The sequence below is a fragment of the Paenirhizobium cremeum genome, from assembly GCF_047553425.1.
Lineage (GTDB): Bacteria > Pseudomonadota > Alphaproteobacteria > Rhizobiales > Rhizobiaceae > Allorhizobium > Allorhizobium cremeum.
Window position 1 is genome coordinate 2042100 of sequence record NZ_CP180217.1, and the last position, 20912, is coordinate 2063011.

At 63.3% G+C, this 20912-nt stretch carries 13 protein-coding genes; 5 read left to right on the forward strand and 8 right to left on the reverse strand.

Annotated elements, in window-relative coordinates; translation table 11 throughout:
• Positions 1-63: 63 nt before the first annotated feature.
• From ACLBKR_RS10240 to ACLBKR_RS10260, 5 genes are all read right to left on the reverse strand, one after another.
• Positions 64-3804 carry an AsmA-like C-terminal region-containing protein gene (locus tag ACLBKR_RS10240; RefSeq protein ID WP_414901657.1) on the reverse strand — a complete coding sequence of 1247 codons (3741 nt, stop codon included), beginning with the start codon at positions 3802-3804 and terminating at the stop codon, positions 64-66.
• A gap of 191 nt (positions 3805-3995) precedes the next feature.
• On the reverse strand, positions 3996-5405 hold the full coding sequence (locus ACLBKR_RS10245) for an FAD-binding oxidoreductase (protein ID WP_414901659.1): 1410 nt from the start codon (positions 5403-5405) through the stop codon (positions 3996-3998).
• 120 nt (positions 5406-5525) lie between these two features.
• Positions 5526-6260, reverse strand: coding sequence for a dienelactone hydrolase family protein (locus ACLBKR_RS10250; protein WP_414901661.1), 735 nt, complete (start codon positions 6258-6260; stop codon positions 5526-5528).
• Positions 6261-6303: 43 nt separating this feature from the next.
• Positions 6304-9468 carry an efflux RND transporter permease subunit gene (locus tag ACLBKR_RS10255; RefSeq protein ID WP_414901663.1) on the reverse strand — a complete coding sequence of 1055 codons (3165 nt, stop codon included), beginning with the start codon at positions 9466-9468 and terminating at the stop codon, positions 6304-6306.
• The gene (locus ACLBKR_RS10260) at positions 9465-10655 is read right to left on the reverse strand and encodes an efflux RND transporter periplasmic adaptor subunit (RefSeq protein WP_113447288.1); all 1191 of its coding nucleotides are present in this window, start codon (positions 10653-10655) and stop codon (positions 9465-9467) included. The genes ACLBKR_RS10255 and ACLBKR_RS10260 overlap by 4 nt, the downstream gene beginning before the upstream one ends.
• Before the next feature lie 263 nt (positions 10656-10918).
• Here ACLBKR_RS10260 and add point away from each other — a divergent pair, with 263 nt between their 5' ends.
• A complete protein-coding gene (add, locus tag ACLBKR_RS10265) occupies positions 10919-11950 on the forward strand; it encodes an adenosine deaminase (protein WP_113447287.1) in 1032 nt (343 codons plus the stop codon).
• 100 nt (positions 11951-12050) lie between these two features.
• Entirely contained in the window at positions 12051-14543 is a 2493-nt protein-coding gene (locus tag ACLBKR_RS10270) for a UvrD-helicase domain-containing protein (RefSeq protein WP_113447286.1), read from the forward strand.
• Here the strand turns inward: ACLBKR_RS10270 and ACLBKR_RS10275 are convergent.
• Positions 14540-15442 carry a LysR family transcriptional regulator gene (locus ACLBKR_RS10275; RefSeq protein ID WP_414901666.1) on the reverse strand — a complete coding sequence of 301 codons (903 nt, stop codon included), beginning with the start codon at positions 15440-15442 and terminating at the stop codon, positions 14540-14542. The two genes, ACLBKR_RS10270 and ACLBKR_RS10275, sit on opposite strands and share 4 nt — an antisense overlap.
• Before the next feature lie 131 nt (positions 15443-15573).
• On the opposite strand from ACLBKR_RS10275, the gene ACLBKR_RS10280 reads away from it, so the two are divergent.
• Positions 15574-16197: a cupin domain-containing protein gene (locus tag ACLBKR_RS10280; protein ID WP_113486917.1), complete on the forward strand. Its 624-nt coding sequence runs from the start codon at positions 15574-15576 to the stop codon at positions 16195-16197.
• 5 nt (positions 16198-16202) lie between these two features.
• Here the strand turns inward: ACLBKR_RS10280 and ACLBKR_RS10285 are convergent, their stop codons facing one another.
• Positions 16203-16481, reverse strand: a complete 279-nt coding sequence (locus ACLBKR_RS10285; RefSeq protein ID WP_112828054.1) for a DUF6074 family protein — start codon at positions 16479-16481, stop codon at positions 16203-16205.
• 141 nt (positions 16482-16622) lie between these two features.
• On the reverse strand, positions 16623-18941 hold the full coding sequence (locus ACLBKR_RS10290) for a glucose/quinate/shikimate family membrane-bound PQQ-dependent dehydrogenase (RefSeq protein ID WP_414901669.1): 2319 nt from the start codon (positions 18939-18941) through the stop codon (positions 16623-16625).
• A 385-nt stretch (positions 18942-19326) separates the two neighbouring features.
• On the opposite strand from ACLBKR_RS10290, the gene pncA reads away from it, so the two are divergent.
• A complete protein-coding gene (gene pncA / locus ACLBKR_RS10295; RefSeq protein ID WP_414901671.1) occupies positions 19327-19953 on the forward strand; it encodes a bifunctional nicotinamidase/pyrazinamidase in 627 nt (208 codons plus the stop codon).
• 85 nt (positions 19954-20038) lie between these two features.
• Complete coding sequence (gene panC / locus ACLBKR_RS10300) at positions 20039-20911, forward strand: pantoate--beta-alanine ligase (RefSeq protein WP_113466306.1); 873 nt, start codon at positions 20039-20041, stop codon at positions 20909-20911.
• Position 20912 lies beyond the last annotated feature (1 nt).

Here is a 20912-nt window from a genome sequence, read left to right on the forward strand (position 1 = left end):
GCCGAAGCCTGACGTCCGGAAAAACCGGACCCGATGGCAAACGTTCATCCGGTCAGTAAAGGCTCAGTTGACGCCCGGAAGAGTATCGAACTGCAGCGGCGCCGCGGGAGGAAGATTGTCGCGCGTGACCTTCTCGTCCGGAGATACAGGCAATCCCGGAGTTGGTATCGTCCCCTCGCCGGCCGGCTCCCCGCCCGTCGTCGCGGCATCGCCTTGCGAAGCGGCTTCTGCGGCGCGCCGCCGCGCTTCCTCCTCCGCGGCCAACCTCTCTGCCTCCGCCTTCTGCCGGGCCTCCTCTGCCAGCCTCGCCTGTTCTGCCTCGGCCTTCCGGCGCTCCTCCTCCCGGTAACGGTGTAGGACCACCTCGCGCCTCAGCCGTTGCTTTTCCAGAACGTTCGACTGCAACGCCTCGACCCGGCGGCGTTCCCGTTCGAAGGCGCGAAGCGACAGGAAGTTGGTGAGGTCTCCGACTTCAACCTCTCGGATGGGTGAGGCGACTGCGCCGGCATAGGCAAGCCGAAAGCCGGGCTCCGCTCCGGCCAGCGCTTCGTCGCCGGCATCGAGCGCCACCTGGACGACGCCATCCATTGTGCCGTCGACGATGTCCACGCGCGCTTCGCCGTTGAGCTTTGCTGTCTGGCTTTCGAGCGTCACGTTCTGGACCCGCAGGACCCCATCGGTAACGTTGAAGGGAATGGCGACATCGCGGAACGTACCCGGAGCGGCGTCGATCAATCCCCCGGCGATGTCTCTCACCCTGTCTTCCGTGATGTCGCCCTGGATACCATCCGCCGCCGCCAGCACCTGAGGCAGAAGCCCGAGATTGAGCTTGGAAACCGTGAGGGTATCGAGCTTCACCGAGCCGGAGCCATTGGTCGAACCGAAGAGCTCGGATACCGTCTTGCCGCTCGCCTCGGTGACGATATCGAGATCGAACCGGCCTGTGGCCGCCGGCTGCGCGTCTCCATCCTGCCTCGGTAACGCTTCGACAAGGTCGCCGCCGGCAAGCGTGAGCCGACTCTGGTAGAGCCCCGTGCCTCCGGCATTCGCAATCATCAATCGGCCGGTGAGTTCGCCATCGAACCAGCGCCCCTTGATCTCGTCGAGCGACAACTCGCCGCCGGTCCGGCGTAGTCTCGCTGAAAGACCCGAAACGGGCTTGGCAGGACCGGCGGATAAGGCATCGACATTCAGGGCAAGATCAAGATCGGGCCCGTTCTGTTGAACCGATAGGGCCTGCTCGGAGAGCTTGTTGGTCGTGGGATCGGTCATCGGTCCGAGGACCGTCTCCGCAAGCCAGGCGACATCCGCATGGGAGGCCTTGACCTGCCCCTCGACCTTCGGCTGCGCCTGCGTCCAGTCGGCTGCGAGCGTGCCCGACAATGCATTCCCGTCCAACGTAGCCCTGATCCCGTCAAACGAAACCCGACGATCCGAGATCTTCACCTCGGCCGCAAATTCCGCTGGTAGGCCGGAGCCGGTCGACGGCATCACGACGCCACCCGCCATCAAATAAGGTTCAAGATCGCTGCTGCGGACGGAAATACTACCGCTGCCGGCGAGAAAATCCGCTGCATCGAGCGACACCTTGCCAGTCGCCGTCGCCTCCGTACCGGGAGCGGTGAAGCGCAATGCGACATCGGCAGGTTCCGTGCCGCGATCGTCGATGTCCAGAGCGAGGCGGCCCGCAACACCGGTTCCGACCGGCAGAGGATCGAGCCCGGCCTGTCCCAGAAGGATCTGAGCTTCCGGATTTTCCAGCGTGGCGTTCATCTTCAACGCCGCCGTGCCGGTGAAATCGGTAATATCGTCGACGGCATAGTACAGCGTAATGCTGCTGCCATTGGCCGTGCCGGTGAGCTTCGCGGTCAGGCCGCTCCCGCCGGCATCGCCGAGCGATACATTTGCCTGCAATCTTGCATCTGCATACCAGGGCGCACTCTCGACCAGCCGCGCCAGAGCCGGATGCGGCGGAAGTTGACCCGCGATCATCGCGAGGAACGGAGTGGGATCAGCAGCATCGAACGACAGTTGCGCCTTGCCGGTATAATCCAGCAGGGAACCGCTCGCCGATCCGCTAACCCGTATCGAAGCGCCCGCCACATCGCCGATATTCAGCCGCTCGACCGAAACGCTGCCGCTGTCGAGCGTGAAGATCGTATCGACATCGCGGCTCTCGACACCGTAGGCGACGAGCTTGCCGACCTTCATGCGGGTGGCGATCCGCTGGGCGAACACGCCGTTGTCGAGGTCGTCGCCGACGATGAGCGCGCCGAGCGCCCGCGCCGCATCGAGATCGATTTCGTTTCCCGAGAGATCGACCGACAGCGTTGCCGGCTGACCATTGACCGACTGCCGCTCCAGACGGCCGTTGAGATGCGCCTCGCCGATGGCAAGTTCCAGCTTCTCGAAACGCTGGGTATCCGGCGTCAGATTGACGGCTGCGGAAAAGCCGGCCGATTTCAGTTGCCGGATCGCCGGATCGACGGTGCCGGAAATCCACGAGGCAAGTCCCGTGGGTTGGGTCGATGCGACAAGCAGGTCGCCGCTGAATGACGGCGATCCCCGGAGCACCAGCTTGCCTTTCGCCTCCACCTGCGTGCGGCCGGGCAGGATGGCCGCTGCGCGCTCGACGGTCCAGCCGGTGCCCGCAGGGCGAACGTCGATCTGAATGTCGCGCAAGACGGTGTCGCCTGCCACGATAGCCGGAAGCTTCAGGTTCGCCCGCCCCGGCACGCTGGGGATCGGAATATCGGCAGCCATCGCGATCAGCAGGTTGAGACGCTGTCGAACGGAGCCCGCGGCATTACGCCCGGTCTTGCCTTTCGCGCCCTCGTTCGCCAACCGGTTAACGTCAACCTGCTGCCCCTCCGCCGTCAGCAGGAATTCCGACTGCGCCCCGGTATCGAGTTTTGCCTCGCCGGTAATGACATAAGGATTATCGGCCTCGGCAAGTTCGAGTCGGTACTCTGGAACGACGATTCGCTCATTGGTAAGCTCGAATGCACCCTTGACCCGCGGCGCCGGTGCCTTGCGCTCGTTGGGAGCCTCTTCCACATGGGCGTCCAGCCATTGGCCCTGGAAACGTCCCTTGTAGATCGGTCTCCCGTCGACCAGTGACAGGTCCCCCTCGAGGTCCAGGCTGAATGGCCGGCTGTCCGGATCGAGCCGAAGCTTGAGCGGAACCGCTCCTGTTGCCGGATTGGGCTGCTGGCTGGAAAGATGGAAACCACCCGCCTCGCCGTCTACCACGGCTTTGCCATCGGCGGTCCAGGGACCCGCGAGGGATGCCGCCGTCATCTCTGCGTCGAGGCTGCTTACCTTTCGCGTCCGGCCGGATTGCTCGTCGATGAATTCGATCTCGCCGCCCGTGACATGCACCTTCTCGAGCACCACGGTGCGCGCCGGGATCTCCGCGCTGGAGCCGCGCAGCCAGTCGAGCGTGCCGTCGGCCAGAAGCCGGATGCGCGCTTTCGGCTCCTCGATGCGCATGTCGAAGATGCGCGCCTCGCCGGAAAGGAAGGGGGCAAGTTCCGCATCGAGCGAAAAGCGCGAGACGGTGACGAGCGGCGCACCTTCGCTGTCGGGGCCGACCGTCACGTCATGCAGGGTGACGGAAGGAAAAGGCAGCAGGCGGGCATTGACCTCGCCATGCACGGTTACCTTCTTGCCGAGAATACGGCTGGCCTGGTCCTCGAAATCCTTGCGGAAATCGGTCCAGTCGACGAACATCGGCCCGAGCAGCGCCGCAAACAGCGCCACGACCAAAAGCCCGCCGAGGAAAACCAGTAAGCGTCCGATCACGACCTGCCCACTCCATGCACATTCGCGGCAACTTCAAAGCGTGTGGCAATCGTTCAGATTCGCCGTTACGCTTTGCGTTCTCATTTTATCCCATGCCGTTGCCGCAACACCGCTCAACACTTTTCGGCATGGGTCGGTTTCGCGGCAAGACTACCCGTATTTTGCCCTGCGGCAACTGCAAGGATTGGCTTTTACAGCCGGAAGATCTTGCCGGGATTGAAGATATTGTCCGGATCGAGGCTCTTCTTGATCGATCGCATGACCGGAAGAGCCGAACTCAATTCCTGCGCGAGATAGGTCATCTTGCCCTGCCCCACCCCATGCTCGCCGGTGCAGGTGCCGCCCATCGCAAGCGCCCGGGCGTTGAGCCGCGCCATGAAAGCCTCGCTGCGTGCGAGGTCGTCCGGTTTCTTGTCGTCGAACAGCATCAGCACATGAAAATTGCCATCGCCGGCATGCCCGACGATCGGCGCCAGAAGCCCGGTTTCGCGAATATCGGCCTGGGTCTCGGCCACGCATTCGGCTAACCGAGAAATCGGCACGCAGACATCGGTCGAGAGGCCGTTCAGTTCGGGAGCGAGCGCCCTTCCCGCCCAGTAGGCATTGTGTCTCGCCTTCCAGAGCTGAGCCCGCTCCTCGGCATTGCTGGTGTACTGGAATTCATCGGAACCGAATTCGGCGGCGATTTCCCGGAACTGTTCGGCCTGTATGGCGACCGTCTCTTCCGTGCCGTGAAATTCGAGGAAGAGCGTCGGCTTTTCCGGATAAGCAAGCTTCGAATAGGCGTTGACCGCCTTCATCTGCATTTCGTCGAGCAGTTCGATGCGGGCAACCGGAATGCCCATCTGGATCGTCATGACAACGGCATCGCAGGCGGCTTTCAGGCTCGGAAAGGCGCAGACGCCGCCGCTGATCTTGGCAGGGATGCCCTGCAGCTTCAGTGTGATGGAGGTAATGATCCCAAGCGTCCCTTCCGCTCCGACGAAAAGTCGGGTCAGGTCATAGCCGGCGGAAGATTTCCGCGCCCGTTGCGCCGTCCTAATTTCCTCGCCATCGGCGGTAACGACGGTCAGCGCCAGCACGTTTTCCTTCATCGTGCCGTAACGCACCGCATTAGTGCCGGAGGCGCGCGTCGAGGCCATGCCACCGATCGAGGCATTCGCACCCGGATCGATCGGGAAGAAGAGGCCTGTGTCACGCAGATAGGCATTCAGCTCCTCGCGCGTAACACCCGGCTCGACCGTGCAGTCGAGGTCTTCCGGGTTGACTTCAATCACCCGGTTCATCCGGCTGAAATCGAGCGAAATACCGCCGCTCGGCGCATTCACGTGGCCCTCCAGCGAGGAGCCGGTGCCGAACGGGATCATGGGAACCTTGTGAGCGGTGCAGGTCCGCACCACCGTCTTCACATCTTCGGAGCTTTCGACGAAAACCACGCCGTCGGGCAGTTGCGACGGCAGGTAGGTCGTTGTGTGGCTATGCTGTTCGCGAAACGACTGCCCGGTCTGGAAACGCTCGCCGAATTCCTGTTTCAGGATGCCGAGGACTTTGGCGATCCCCTCCTCATTACGAATACCGGGCACCACATCCTTCATCACCATGACCGCATCTCCTGCATTCCGCGGCCGTTTCGCAGCCGTTCTTTCGGGGCGAAGCTATGGGACAGCAAGGGGCCTTTGTCCAGTGCAGCATGTGCCGGCCGGGGAAGGCGGCTGCGTCGGTCACCGCGTCTTCAGGGTCTCAGCGAAAAAGGCGATGAGCCGTCGCCAATGGCGCTCCGCGCCGCCTTCGTCATAGACACTATGGTCCAGAACGCACCAGCCATGGGTCATGCCGACATAATTCTCCAGCACGAAATCGACTTCGGCGCGACGGAAGGCATCGACGAAGCGGTTGGACTGCTCCGGTGAAAACGAACCGTCGACGCCGGCTGTCCCGACATAGACTCTGGCGCGGATCCCGTCCGCCAGCAAATGCGGGCTATCGGGCGCCTCGCTTGCAAGATTGCCGCCATGGAAGCTCGCGGCAGCGACGATATCGTCCGGATACGTGCCGGCGGCGGTGAGCGCCCGGCTGCCGCCCATGCAATAGCCCACGACCCCGACCGGTCCGGTCGCCCCGGCCTGCCTCAGTGCGGCCAGGAAGAAACCCGTATCGGCGGCCGTCATCGCCTGCGTGGTGCCACCGATCATGGCCCTGAGCTGCGTTGCAGTCTCCGGCGTGCTGAACGCAGTCGTCGCATCGAACGGCCCGTAGGCTCCGAAGCGGTAGAAGAGATCCGGCACCAGTACGGTATACCCCTCACCCGCCAAACGCTCCGCCATGCGGAAGAGCGCTTCCCGCGGACCGAAAGCGTCCATGTAAAGGATCACGCCGGCCCCTGTTGCGGCTGTGCCGAACAGATGTGCGGTGGCGATACCGTCGGATGTCGCGACCTCGATTTCCCGTTTCGTCATGTTGGCTTCCTTTCCGGCTCGACCACCCTGGCTCGACCGCGGATCATTCGCCCGCCTCGACCGAAGCGGCAAAGGCCATTTCCCGTTGCAGCCGTTCCTCTTCATGGGCGTGCGGCTTGGCGAAGCGGGCAAGCGCCAGATAGGCAACCGGCGTCACGAACAGGGTCACCACGGTCGCGAGCCCCAATCCGCCGACGATGACCCAGCCGAGCGCAATGCGGGCTTCCGCGCCGGCACCATGGGCGAAGACCAGCGGCACGCCGCCGAGAATGGTGGCGATCATCGTCATCATCACCGGCCGCAGACGCATATTGGCGGCATTCTCGATCGCCTCGCGCACATCCTGCCCGCGGTCGCGCAACTGGTTTGCGAACTCGACGATCAGGATGCCGTTCTTGGCCATGATACCGACCAGCATTACGAGACCGATCTGGCTGTAGACGTTAAGGCTGGTGCCGGTGAACAGCAGGGCGAAGACCGCGCAGGCCAGCCCCAGCGGCACCGTCGCCATGATAATAACCGAGGAAAGCACGCTCTCGAACTGCGCGGCCAGCACCAGGAAGATGATGACGATGGCAAAGCCGAAGGTAATGCCCATACCGCCGGTGTTCTCGCTGAGCGTCGCGGCCTCCGCCAGCGGCAGGATGCGTGCGCCAGGCGGCAGCAAAGGTCCGGCGATGGTCTGCGCCTTTTCAAGCGCCGATCCCAGCGAAAGTCCCGGACCGAGACCTGCCGTGATCTGCACCGCGGCAAGCTGCTGTTCGCGCTGAAGGTTCGGCGCAACAGCCTTTTCCTGCAGTTTTGCGATGACGGACATCGGTACGATCTTGCCGTCACCGGTCTTGAGGAAGATGTTCTCGAGATCTGTCGGATCGTCGATCGGCCGCGTCGTCGAAGTGAGTTTCACCGGATAGGATTCACCGTCGATATAGACATCGCCGATCGAACGCCCGTCGAGCAGCGATTGCAGCGCCTGGGCAAGTCCGGTGATGTTGATGCCGAGATCCGCGGCGCGCTCCCGGTCAATACTGACGCCGAGTTGGGCCTGGCTGATGTCGTTTGTCAGCCTCGGATTGTCGAAGCTGCCATCCGCCTCGAGTGCGGCGACCACCTTGATGGCCGCGTCCGTCAGCTGTTCATGGCTCGAACCGACGAGGGCAAACTGCAGACCGCTGCCGCCGCCGCGAATCCGCAGGCTGTTCGGCTGCTGGGCGAAGGCATTCACCCCGGGAATGCCCGCCGTTGCCTTGTTGATGTCCCGGACGATGCTGTCCTGGCTTCGTTCCCGTTCTCCCCAGGGCGCAAGCGTCAGCACCATGAAGCCGCTGTTGGTATTGCTGCCGAACCCGGAGATCGAGAACAGGTTGACGATCTCGCCGCTGTCGCGCAGCGGCTTCAGCGCCTCCTCGATGCGGCGCATCTGGTCCTGCATGTAATCGAGGCTGACGCCCTGCGGCGCCGTCACCCGCAGCGTCACCGTCGAACGGTCCTCGCGCGGCGTGAGTTCGTTGGTAATCATGGAGAATGCGCCGAAGGCGGCGAGGGAAAAGACCACGGCCACCACGAATACCACCACCGGCGTGTTGAGGCAGGCGCGCAGGGCACGCCGGTAAAAGGTGGAGAAAGCATCGCCGAAGCGCCCGAGCAGTCCCCCGTGGTGCTCGACCGCATGCGCGGTCAACATGCGGGAAGCAAGCATCGGGCAAAGCGTCAACGCCACGATGGCCGAAAGCGCCACCGAGAAGGCGAGAACGAAACCGAATTCCCGGAACAGCCCTCCGACCTGTCCAGGCAGGAAGGAAAGCGGCACGAAAACGGCCGCAAGCGTCGCCGTCGTGGCGATGACGGCGAAGAACACTTCTCGCGTGCCGAGTACGGCCGCTGCCCGCGGTCCGAGACCCTGCGCCCGCCGCCTGACGATGTTTTCCAGAACCACGATCGCATCGTCGACCACCAGGCCGGTCGCCAGAACGATCGCCAGCAGGGTCAGAATATTGATAGAGAAGCCGACCAGATAGACCGCCGCCAGCGTGCCGATCAGCGATACCGGCATGGTGATCGCCGGAATGAGGGTCGCCCGCCAGTCGCGCAGGAAGAGATAGATGATGCCGATGACGATCACCGCGGCAAGCGCCAGCGCATTCACCACTTCATCGATGGAGCCGCGGATGAACACGGCATCGTCGCTTGTGATGCGGATCTGCGTCCCATCGGGCAATTCCTTTTGCATCGCCGCGACCGCGGTCTTGATTCCGTTCGAGATGCTGAGCGTGTTCGATTTCGCCTGACGGATGACGCCAAGCCCGATGCCGGCCTTGCCGTTCGAACGCAGCGCCGTGCTGCGCAGGTCCGGTCCAAACGTGATCGTCGCGACGTCCCCGAGCCGCACCTTGTCCTGAACGATCAGGTTCGCGAAGTCCTGCGGCGTCCTGAGGTCCGCCGTCGCGCGCACCACGATATCCTGGGTCGAACTGGTGATGGAACCGGCGGGAACATCGAAGGCGATATCGGAAAGTGCCGTCGCCAGCGACGCGATGGTCAGCCCCCGGCTCGCGAGCGCCGACTGGTCGACGTCCACCCGGAAGATCTTCTCCTGTTCGCCGTAAAGCTCGATGTCGGCGACGCCCTCGACCGAGGCCAGCCGGTCGGAAATCTCGTTATCGACCAGAAGCGTCAAATCCTCGATGTTCATCCGGTCGGAGGTGACGGCAAGCCGCATGATCGGATCGGAATCGGAGTCAGCCTTGACGATACGCGGCTCGTCGGCGTCGTCGGGCAGGCTGTAGCTGACGCGGGCAATGGCGTCCCGCACGTCGCTGGCCGCCACATTGAGGTCCGTCGTATCGGTGAATTCCAGCGTCACGCGGCTGTTGCCGAACGAAGAGGACGACGAGAGCGCCTTGAGCCCCGCGACGCGCGCCACGGCACCCTCTATGACGGTCGTCACTTGCTGGTCGACCGTCTGGGGCGATGCACCGTCGAACGTCGTGCGGACCGTGATGACGGGCCGGTCGACATCGGGCAGTTCGCGCACTTCGACGCCGGAGAAGGCCGCAAGGCCCGCAACCACCATGAGCGCATTGACGACCGCCGCGAAGATCGGCCTGCGGATGAAAAGTGCCGTGAATCCGGCCTGCACGTCCGGCGCGGCCTTGGGCTCCTTGGCCCCGGCAGTCTCTTCTTCCGGCGCGTTCGTCATATCGCTCATCGGCTGGCCACCGGTTTTTCGCCGTTCGCCGGTTGCGGCGCCTCGGCATTGTCACCCATGATCTGCACGGCCCTCCCGGCCCGGACACGCTGGACGCCTTCGGTTACGACGCGATCTCCTTCGGCAAGCGCAGCTTCCACCAGCAAGGCATCCGGATTGCGCTGCACGATCCTCACCGGAACGCGCTCCGCCTTGCCTTCAAGGATGCGCCACACGAAGGAGCCCTCGCTGTCCCACTGGACGGAAAGCGGATCGACGGCGGGATAGCGCTCCCCTTCGAAAGTCATCGTGACGGTAAAGGCCATGCCGGCCCTCAGGTCGTCGTTGTCGTTGCCGATACGCGCACGCACCCGGAGCGTGCGGCTCGCTTCGTCGATCCGGTTGTCGACGGCCTCCACGCTGCCGTCGTAGAGATTTCCAGGGCGGGCCACCGCCGTGGCATTCACCGGTTGCCCCACCTTGATGATCGGCGCGAAACGTTCCGGCACCCAGAAATCCACCAGCAGTTCGGAACGGTCGTCGACTGTCGCAATCGCCGTCGAGGTGGTGACGTTGTCACCCGGATTGACGGTCACGATCCCCGCGATGCCATCGATCGGTGCCACGATGTCGCGGCGCTTCAGTTCAAGTTCGGCGGAGGCGAGCGCAAGCTTCGCCGTCTCAAGCGCGATCTCCGCATCAAAGGCTTCGATACGGGAAACGCTGGATTTGAGATTGGTGTAGAGCTGCGACTTTTCCGTTGCGCTTTTCAGCGCCACCTGCGCCTGGTCGCGGGCAATGCGCTGTTCCTCGTTCTCCAGTCGCGCGATCACCTGCCCCTTGGCGACCTTGTCGCCGGACTTGATGTTGATCTCGAGAAGCGTGCCCGCCACCTGCGGCATCACCGTTACGGACTGGATGGCATCGCCGGTGCCGATGGCGGAAAGGCGGTCGTTCACCAGCCCGAGCTTCACATTCTGTACGACCACCGATGGCGCAGCATTGCCGTTTCGGCCGCCGCCCTGCCCCTGGCCTTTGCCGGAGGCGCTTTGCGGCGTCTCGCTACTCGGTCCGATCATGGCGATCACCGAATGCGGAACGCCTGCCCGCGCAAGGAGTGCTGTTGCGCCGGGTACGAACCATAACCATCCCAAAAGACAAAGCACGATCGCCACAACACTGAGCAGCAATTGCTTCCAAAATGCCATCGGGTACTCCAGTCTCGATGCCGGCAGCCTGCCCATGGCACGGCTGCCGTAAGATCGCCGCGGATATTGCGCCGGCTTGCGCGGCAATATTCCGTTCCCGGACCGCTTCGGCAAGTCACGAAACCGTACATTACCAAATTGTCATCCGGCGCGGATCAATCTCTTGCTTGACAAATGCTGCAACGCAACAAACCTTCTGGCAACGGCAACTCCGCTCGCCGTTTTTTCAATATGTTCCATTCTTGTAAATCGGGTAGCCAACAATGCTGACGCTGGATGAATTTCTCGCCCGCATACCGAAAATGGAATTGCATCTGCACCTTGAGGGCTCGATCCGTCCCCGGACCGCCGTCGAGCTTGCCGCCCGAAACGGCGTGACGCTGCCGCCCTTCAAGAAGGTCGAGGAACTCTACCACTACGACAATCTCAAGGACTTCCTGGCGATCTATACGGCTGTGTCCGACAGCGTGGTCTCGGCGGACGACTACCGTCGCATCACCTATGAGATGCTCGAAAGCTGCGCCGCCCACAACGCGCGCTACGTCGAGTTCTTCTTCTCCCCGCAGGTGCATTTCCCCCATGGGGTCAGTTTCGACACCCAGATGGACGGCATTCTCTCCGGCATCGCCGACGCCGAGAAGGATTTCGGCATCCTCAGCGTCTGCGCGCCGGGCATCAACCGCGAACTCGGCCCCGAAGCAGGCGAAGAATTTCTCGACATGATCCTCGCGCGCCGCGATGAAAAGCTCGTCGGCATCGGCCTCGATTTCAACGAAGCCCCCTTCCCGCCGGAGCCCTACGCCGCCCTGTTCGAACGTGCCCGCGCGGCAGGCCTGAGGGTCACCGCCCACGCCGGCGAGACGGGGCCTGCGGATTTCATCCGCGGATCGCTAGACGCGCTGAAGGTCCGCCGCATCGACCACGGCTATCACGTGGTCAACGATCCGGAACTCATGGGTCGCTGCCGCGACGAAGGCATCCTTTTCACCGTCTGCCCCTCGACCAGTGCCATCACCTCACCCTGGCATGACCTGACGAGCCCGGATCACGCCATCCGCAGGATGAAGGAGTCCGGCCTGAAGGTCATGCTGAACAGCGACGATCCGCCGATGTTCTTCACCGATCTCGGTGAGGAATACCGCAAGGCCGCCCATTTCCTGGGCTTTTCTCCCGCCGATATCCGCGCGACCGTAATGAACGCCATCGACGGAAGCTGGCTGGACGAACGGACGAAGAAACGCTGGAAAGGCGAGTGGAGCCTGGAGATTGACGCGCTGATGGCGGATCTCCAGTAGGCCGGATCACGAAGGTTTTCCCTGCGGATCATGGTGATGTCGGAATGAAAGGAGAACATCTTGACTCGCCTTTCCATCCCGAATCACTACATTGAGCCGCATGAGTAACGGTTTCGACGACATTCCCTTCTTCGATGAAGAGCCCGCACCGCGCAAGCCGGCAACCGGCGCGACCTCCGGTTCGGAGCCGGCGTCGGGCGGCCTCGGCATTGCGGCGCGCGCCATGGCCGCCCGCGATCAGGCCCGCGGCCCGGATTATCTCGCCGGCCTCAATCCGGAGCAGCGCGAGGCGGTCGAGACCACCGATGGCTCGGTTCTGGTGCTTGCCGGCGCCGGCACCGGCAAGACCCGCGTGCTCACCACCCGCATCGCCCATATCCTTGCGACCGGCCGTGCCTTTCCCTCGCAGATCCTCGCCGTGACCTTCACCAACAAGGCAGCGCGCGAGATGAAGGAACGCATCGGCATGCTGGTCGGCGGCGCGGTCGAAGGCATGCCCTGGCTCGGGACCTTCCACTCGATCGGCGTCAAGCTGTTGCGCCGCCATGCGGAGCTTGTCGGCCTCACCTCCGATTTCACCATCCTCGACACCGACGATGTTGTGCGCCTCATCAAGCAGTTGATCCAGGCCGAAGGACTGGACGACAAGCGCTGGCCGGCCAAGCAGTTCGCCGCCATGATCGACGGCTGGAAAAACAAGGGGCTGGACCCATCGCAGATCCCGGAAGGCGACGCCCGCGCTTTCGCCAACGGCAAGGGCCGCGAACTCTACGCAGCCTACCAGAACCGGCTGAAATCGTTGAACGCCTGCGATTTCGGCGACCTTCTGCTACACCCGATCCGCATGTTCCGGGCAAACCCCGATGTCCTGAAGGACTATCACCAGAAATTCCGCTACATCCTCGTTGACGAGTATCAGGACACCAATACCGCGCAGTATATGTGGCTGCGCCTGCTCGCGCAGCGCCCGCAGGGCATTCCGCAGAACGTTTGCTGTGTCGGCGATGATGACCAGTCGATCTACGGCTGGCGTGGTGCCGAAGTGGACAACATCCTGCGCTTCGAGAAGGATTTCCCCGGCGCCAAGGTCATCAAGCTTGAACGCAACTACCGCTCGACGGAGCACATCCTCGGCGCGGCCGGCCACCTGATCGCCCACAACGAGGGCCGCCTCGGCAAGACACTCTTCACCGACCGGCGGGAGCCAGACGATGAAAAGGTCGTCGTCCATGCCGCTTGGGACAGCGAAGAGGAAGCCCGCGCCGTCGGCGAGGAGATCGAACGGCTGCAGCGCGGCGATGCCGATGGCAGGAAGCACAATCTGAACGACATGGCGATCCTGGTGCGCGCCTCCTTCCAGATGCGCGAGTTCGAAGACCGCTTCGTCACTCTCGGCCTGAACTACCGTGTCGTCGGGGGTCCGCGCTTCTACGAGCGCCTCGAAATCCGCGACGCCATGGCCTATTTCCGGCTGGTCTGCCAGCCTGCCGACGATCTTGCCTTCGAGCGTATCGTCAATACGCCGAAGCGTGGCCTTGGCGATACGACCGTGCGCGCGCTGCATGATTATGCCCGCGCCCGCGACATTCCCATGCTTGCCGCCGCAGCCGACATCGTCGAAACCGACGAACTGAAGCCGAAGGCCCGCAAGGCGCTGTTCGACGTGATTCAAATGTTCAGGAGATGGCAGGAACTGCTTGAAACGACTCCACATACCGAGCTTGCCGAGCAGATCCTCGAGGAGTCCGGCTATACCGACATGTGGAAGAACGACAAGTCGGCGGATGCGCCCGGTCGCCTCGAAAACCTGAAGGAACTCGTGCGCTCGATGGAGGCCTTCGAATCGATGCGCGGCTTCCTCGAACATGTTTCGCTGGTCATGGATGCCGAGCAGAACGAGGACATGGACGCGGTCTCGATCATGACGCTGCATTCGGCCAAGGGTCTGGAATTCGACACCGTCTTCCTGCCCGGCTGGGAGGAAGGCCTCTTCCCCCACCAGCGGGCACTCGACGAAGGCGGACGCGCCGGCCTCGAGGAGGAACGCCGCCTCGCCTATGTCGGCATCACCCGCGCCAAGCGCCGCTGCCACATCTGGTTCGTATCGAACCGGCGTATCCACGGCCTATGGCAATCGACCATGCCGTCGCGCTTCCTCGACGAACTGCCGGTCACCCATGTCGAGGTCGCCCAGACCGAACAGTCCTATGGCGGCTATGGTCGCGGCGGCTACGGCCAGTCGCGCTTCGACAAGGCCGATCCCTTCGCCAATTCCTATTCCACGCCGGGCTGGAAGCGTGCTCAGCAGAACAAGAGCGAAGCCACCCGCGACAACTGGGGCAGCCGCTCCGGCCACGCCGTCGAACGCATCGGTTACGGTGAAAGCGGCCCCCGCGCCCGCACCATCGAGGGCGAACTGGTGGCGAAATCGGTGGCCGACACGCCATCGAAATTCGCCGTCGGAGACCGGGTGTTCCATATCAAGTTCGGCAACGGCAACGTGGCGGCGATAGAAGGCAACAAGCTGACGATCAATTTCGACCGCGCCGGCGAAAAGCGCGTGCTGGACGGCTTCGTGGAGCCCGTGTCCTAATCCCGGATCGTCAGCTTGTGCTGACGGACCACACCCTTGACGACGTCCATGACCGCCCGGACGCGCGGATCGTGCTTGAGCCGTTCGGAGGTGAGCAGCCAAATCTCCAGAGCCGGTGGCAGGTCGGGCCGAAAGCACCACACGAGGTCCGGACAGGCGGCCGCGACGAAGTCGGAGTAGAAGCCGACGCCCAGGCCGGAACGCACGCTCTGAAAATAGGCGGGCACTGAATTCTGTCGCAGGATGATGGCGGCGGCCGGGAAATTCGCATGGCTCCACTGGAAGGCCGGGCGTGAGCCTGCATCGCCGGTGAAGCCGACCAGCGAATGATTGGCCAGTTCCTCCTCGCTGCTCGGAACACCGCGCGTTTCTGCGTAGCGCTGCGAGCAATAAAGGCTCCAGCGATCAACCGCGAGCCGACGGCCGAAAAGGCCCGGCGCGTCCAAAGTCTGCGCCGCCCGCAGGCAGACATCGGCCTCCCCCAGGGACAGATCGCGGATCACCCGCGTCGTGTCGGCCTCCAGCCGGATGAGCGGGTATTTCTCCTGCAGCTGACGAGTGATCTCTGGCAACAGGATCTCGGCCAGCGGCTCGGCTGTGCTGAAACGGACGATGCCCTGGATACCGCGTCCAAGCGCGTCGGCAGACACCGAAAACTGATCGAGGGCTGCCCTGACGGCTGACGCCGAGGCCAGGAGCTGCCGCCCCTCATCGGTGATCACGTAGCCGGTGCGCAACTTGTCGAAAAGCCGGATGCCGAGGGCCCCTTCCAGCGCCGCGATCCGCCTGGAGACTGTGCTCTGGCTGACCGAGAGCTTCCGGGATGCCCGAAGCGTCGAGCCCGTTTCGCTGACGGCGAGAAAGTGCTGCAGATCATCGACGTCGAAGCGTGGCGCCATGGCTATGCAAATCCGGTGAACGCAACCGCAGGAACGGTGTTTGAACCTGAAGCAACCGCATTTTACACGGCTGAAGCGCGACGGGAAGAACCCCGCGGCATCAACCAGCACCAAAGATTGCGAGGAACACCATGTCTGAGCTCATCAGGCCGGATACCCAGATTCTAAACCACTTCAACCGGGAGACCTTCGTCTTCACCCATCCCTATGACGATCAGCCCGAAAGCCGGATGGACGTCATCCTTGGCGAGGGCGGCTCTGGCGGCGGAAACGCCATCGCCCACATTCACCCCGAAACGGACGAGATTTTCACGGTCCGGTATGGCCGCCTCTCCGTCACGCTGGACGGCGTCGAGCATTTCGTCGAGGCGGGTCAGACGATCACCGTGCCGATGGGCGTCAGCCACTTCTTCCGCAATGCCTATGCGGGCGAAACCCGGGCGACCGTCGTCTTCTCGAACCCGCAACAACACCAGCGGTTCTTCCTGAATCTGGCGAAATGGACCCGAGACCGGCCCGACTATTTCGGCCCAAACGGCGAGGTGAAGCTGCTGGTGATCGCTCTGTGCCTGCACCGCTATCGCGACCACCTCTACATCGCGGGAAAGCCGGTGTGGTTGCAGAAAATTCTGTTCGCGGCGTTGGCGCAGGTCGCCCTGCTCGCCGGATATCGCCTGTCCGTGGAACCGAGAAACGCGTCAGGCCATCGAAAGTCGGAAGGCAAGGTGGCCGGAAAACGGGGCGTGGCCGCCTGAGGCGCTCAGCCCCGGGCCTCTTCCCCACGATGCAGCCACATCAGTTCAGCCTGCACGGCGGCCTGGAAATCCATGATTTCGGCGCGCATTTCCTCTTCGGGGCATCCAAGGGCAAGCAGTTCGTCGCCAAGCGAGCGGCAGACGGTGCGCCAGTATTTCACCGCGTGGTGTCCGTTGAGGCGATCGAGCTCGACGGCGGATCGACGAATCAGATCCCGTCGACCGGCCAGCGGAAAGAAGGCAATGGAAGGGGCAGTCTGGCCGTTGGCGGCGAAATCACTCATACGAAGCATCCTTACGTTACGATATGTGTGTAAGGTCCACATGGTTAACGTTCGGTTTCGCCCTCAGATTTCATGGGTTCGGCAGATCTCCCCGGACATTCGCGTCCGGAGAGACCGGCTCCTCGTGAGACGCCAAGCGGTTCAGGGCAAGGTATAGGCGATGACGTAGTCGCCCGGCTTGGTGCCGACCGAGCCGTGGCCGCCGGCCACCATCACGACATACTGCTTGCCATCGTCCAGCGCATAGGTCATCGGCGTCGCCTGCCCACCGGCCGGCAGCCTTGCCTTCCAGAGCTCCCGTCCGGTGGTCAGATCGTAGGCCCGCAGGTAGTTGTCGACCACTGCTCCGAGGAACGCGACGCCGCCCTTGGTGATTATCGGCCCGCCGATACCTGGAACGCCAACCTTGAAGGGCAAGGGCAGCGCCGCCATGTCCATCACCGTGCCGTTTCTGTGCTTGTAGGCGATCTGGCCGGTTCGCAGATCGACGCCGGCGACATAGCCCCACGGCGGCGCCTGGCACGGAATGCCGAGCGGCGACAGGAACGGCCCCATGTAAACGCCATAGGGCGCGCCGTCATTGCGGTTGAGGCCCTGCTCCGAGCCCTTCTCGTCCTGCCCGCGCGGCGGGACCTCGGCGCGCGGCACCAGCCGCGAGGTGAAGGCGAGATAGGTCGGCATGCCGAACATCACCTGACGCTCCGGATCGACGGCAACCGAACCCCAGTTGAAAGTGCCGAAATTGCCGGGATACACCAGGGTGCCTTGCAGCGACGGCGGCGTGTATTGCCCCTCGTATTTCAGCTTGTGAAAGGCGATCCGGCACGCCATCTGGTCGATCAGCGTGACGCCCCACATGTTCTTCTCTTCCAGCTTTGGAGGCCGGAACGTCAGAGCCGAAAGCGGCTGTGTCGGCGCGGTGAAGTCGCCTTCGACGGCGCCACCCGGCGCGGGCTCTTCGCTGACCGGAACGATCGGCTCCCCGGTCCGCCGGTCGAGAACGTAAATATCGCCCTGCTTGGTCGGCCCGACCAGCGCCGGCACCGCCGTCCCGTCCTGCTGCGTGATGTCGAGCAACACGGGCTGGGCCGGAACGTCCATGTCCCAGAGATCGTGATGGACCGTCTGGCGCACCCAGCGGTCTGCTCCGGTATTGATATCGAGCGCGACGATCGAGGAGGAATATTTCTCCACGTGCTCGCTGCGGCCGATGCCGATCTGGTCCGGAACCTGGTTGCCGAGCGGGATATAGACGAGGCCCAGCTGTTCATCGACCGAGAAGACCGACCAGCTGTTGGGCGAGTTGGCCGTATAGGTCTCGCCCTCGCCGATGGGCTGGGTCCGGGTCGGATTGCCGCTGTCCCAGTTCCAGATCAGCGCTCCGGTATGCACGTCGAAGGCACGAATGACACCGGACTGCTCCTGTGTCGAATAGTTGTCGTTGACCGCTCCGCCGATGATGATCTTCCCGGCGGCGACCGCCGGCGGCGAGGTGGAATAGTAGTAGCCGGCAGGATTGTAGGGCATGCCTGTTTCCAGGTGCAGCACGCCGTTCTCGGCGAAACTCGTGCACACCTTGCCGCTTTCGGCATCGAGCGCGATCAGCCGCGCATCGGAGGTCGGCAGGTAGACGCGGGTGGCGCATTCGGCTCCCGCCGTCGCGGCCGGATCGGCATAATAGGTCACGCCGCGGCAGGTCTGGTGCTGGCGGTCAGGATTCAGCCCGACATTCGGATCGTATTTCCAGATTTCCTTGCCCGTCGCCGCATCGATCGCGATCGCCCAGTTATGCGGCGTGCAAAGATAAAGGCGATTGCCGATCTTCAGCGGCGTCACCTGATAGGTGGTCTCTCCGACATCTCCAGGCTGCTTCACATCGCCGGTCTGGTACGTCCAGGCGACCTTCAGGTCCTTCACGTTTTCGGTCGTGATCTGCGCAAGCGGCGAGTAACGCTGGCCGAATGGCGTGCGTCCGTACTGGTGCCATTCCGCGTCGGCCACCTCCCCGCCATAGGCAGGCGTCTGAACGACCGCCTCCGTCGGCAAGGTGCCGGCCTTGTCCAGCGGATCGATGCTCAGGGAGTAGCCGGCCACGCCGAGCGAGACCAGCACCGGAACGGCCACCGGCCAGGGCGACGCACCGAGACCGTTCAGGCGCCGGCGAAGCGCCGGCGACAGCAGCAGGAAGGCAAGCAGGATAACCAGCCCTCCCCGCGTCCCGAGCTGCCACCAGTCGAAGCCGACCTCGAGAATGGCCCAGCCGAGCGTGGCGAGGATGAAGAGCCCGTAGAGCCAGAGCGCCGCCTGGCGGCGCATGAGAAGCAGGATTGCGGTGAGGATGAAGACGATGCCAGCGGCAAGATAGAAAGGGCTGCCGGACAGGGTGACGAGCTCGACGCCGCCGATGGCAAGCACAAGCCCGATTGCGCCGAACAGAACGGCGGTAAGGACAACGACCATGTCTTTTCCAATTCGTTATGGAAATAAATTCTCAGACAGCGGAGACGTGCCTCCGCCAAGGCGGAAACGCAACCGCAGCAATTTTGTTCCATGAGGATATCGACGCATAAACTGAAAAAGCGCCCGGGGAAGATAACCGGCTCCGGTCCACAGCGGAGCCATTTGGACGGCAGGACGCCAGTCGAGCCGACCCCAAACCCATCGGCGGTCGCCCGTGGCAGGGCAAGAGCGTGACGCCCGAAGGCGACACAAGACATCGCCCCCATCGCTTGCCCGCCTAGGATTTCCGGCATCGGAGAAAGACGGAGGACAACGCAGCCCCACCCTTGATCCGACCGCCGCCGCTTGCCATCTTGCGGCGCATACAGACAAGAAGGGAACGCCAATGACCAAGGCTCTGCTGCTGATCGACATCCAGAACGGCTTCTGCCCCGGCGGCAACCTGCCGGTGGCGGATGGCGACAAGGTTGTGCCCGTCGCCAATGTGCTGATGGCGAGCGGCCGCTACACGCTCGTCGTCGCATCGCAGGACTGGCACCCGGCCAATCACGGCAGCTTCGCCTCGCAGCATCCCGGCAAGGCTCCCTTCGAAATGGGCGAACTCTCCGGTAAGCCGCAGGTGATGTGGCCCGATCATTGCGTGCAGGGCACCCGCGATGCCGATTTTCATCCCGCGCTCGACACCGCCGCAATCGACTACGTGCAGAAAAAGGGCCAGGACCCCGCTGTCGACAGCTACTCCGCCTTCCGTGACAACGATCGCTCGGCGCTGACGGGCCTTGACACCTACCTGAAGGAAAACGGCGTCAACGAACTCGACATCATGGGCCTTGCCACCGATTACTGCGTCAAGTTCTCAGCACTCGACGCCGTCGACATGCTGCCGGGCGCCACGGTGCGTTTCATCGAGGATGGTTCACGCGGCATCGACCCGGAGGGCGTGAAAGCTGCCATCGCCGAAATGAAGGCCAGCGGAATCGAGGTCGTCAGAAGCACTGATATAATCGTTTGAGAAAAAGCTCCAACCGATTCAGCGGATTGCCTTTTTGCGGGAACGGCGCTAGTGCAGCCCGTCGCGTCAATCGGGAGGAGCCGATATGGAGACCGTCACAACTATTTCCGCCCTCCGGCAGCGGCTTGCCCCTCATCGCCGCGCCGCCCGCGACATCGGCTTCGTGCCGACCATGGGCTATCTGCATGAAGGCCATATGAGCCTCGTGGAACGTTCTCGTGCCGAAAACGACGTCACCGTCGTCTCGATCTTCGTGAACCCTTTGCAGTTCGGCAGGAACGAGGACCTCGATCAATATCCGCGCGACCTCGCGCGCGACAGCAAGATGCTGGAACGCGCCGGCGTCGATTTCCTCTTCGCGCCGCGCGTCGAGGACATGTATCCGCGACCGATGGAAACCGTTGTCGACGTGCCGGCACTCGGGGGCGAGCTCGAAGGCGCCGCCCGGCCGGGCCATTTTGCCGGTGTCGCGACCGTGGTCACCAAGCTGTTCAACATCGTCCAGCCCCATGCGGCCTATTTCGGCGAGAAGGATTACCAGCAGGTGGCGATCATCCGCCGCATGGTCGAGGACCTTGCCCAGCCGGTGCGGGTCGTGCCGGTGCCGACGGTGCGCGAGGCAGACGGCCTCGCCTGCTCCTCGCGCAACGTCTACCTCTCGGAGAAGGAACGCTCGGCTGCGGTCATCGTGCCGAAGGCGCTCGACGAGGCGCTGCGACTGCGCATGCTCGGCGTGACCGATCCCGCCACGATGGAGCGCATGCTTTCCGCCTTCATAGCCGCAGAACCGCTGGCGACACCGGAAGTCGTGGCGGTACGCCATCCCGATACGCTGATACCGCTTGGCGTCCTCGACGGACCTTTTCTGGTCCTGCTCTACGTCCGCATCGGAAAAACCAGGCTGCTCGACAACCGCGTGATCGACGCCGGCTCAGCCAGAGGCAGGGAGGCCGCCTAAA